Genomic DNA, 446 nt, shown 5'->3' on the forward strand with positions numbered 1-446 from the left:
TCCCCGGGCTGGTCGAGAGCGCAGCCCTGGTGGGGGCGGCGTTGGCGGGCCTGTTGCTGGTCGCCATTGCGGCCAGGGTGCGGGCGCCCGAGGCGCTGATCCTGTTCGGGGTGGCGCTGTCGAGCTTTGCGGGCGCGCTGACGGCCCTGATATTCAACCTGTCGCCGTCGCCCATCGCCTCGGCTGAGGTGATGAACTGGCTGCTGGGCTCGGTGCAGAACCGCAGCTGGATCGACGTGGCCTGGGTGTCGCCGGCGCTGGCGGTGGCCGCTGTCTTTGCGGCGGGGGCGTCGCCGGGCTTGCGGATGCTGACCCTGGGCGAGGAAGCCGCGCGGGCGTCGGGTCTGTCGATGGGACGGATGCGGGTTCTGGCCCTGATCGCCTCGGCGGTCGCAGCGGGGGCGGCGGTGGCCGTGGCCGGAGTGATCGGCTTTGTCGGTCTGGCG

At 72.6% G+C, this 446-nt stretch carries 1 protein-coding gene; it reads left to right on the forward strand.

Features of this window, described 5'->3' with window-relative positions; translation table 11 throughout:
- Nucleotides 1-446, forward strand: a 446-nt coding sequence (locus tag HX774_RS19535; RefSeq protein WP_178829040.1) for an iron chelate uptake ABC transporter family permease subunit, incomplete at both ends; no start/stop codon positions are given.

Source organism: Brevundimonas sp. P7753 (genome assembly GCF_013386595.1).
GTDB classification, from domain to species: Bacteria; Pseudomonadota; Alphaproteobacteria; order Caulobacterales; family Caulobacteraceae; genus Brevundimonas; species Brevundimonas bullata.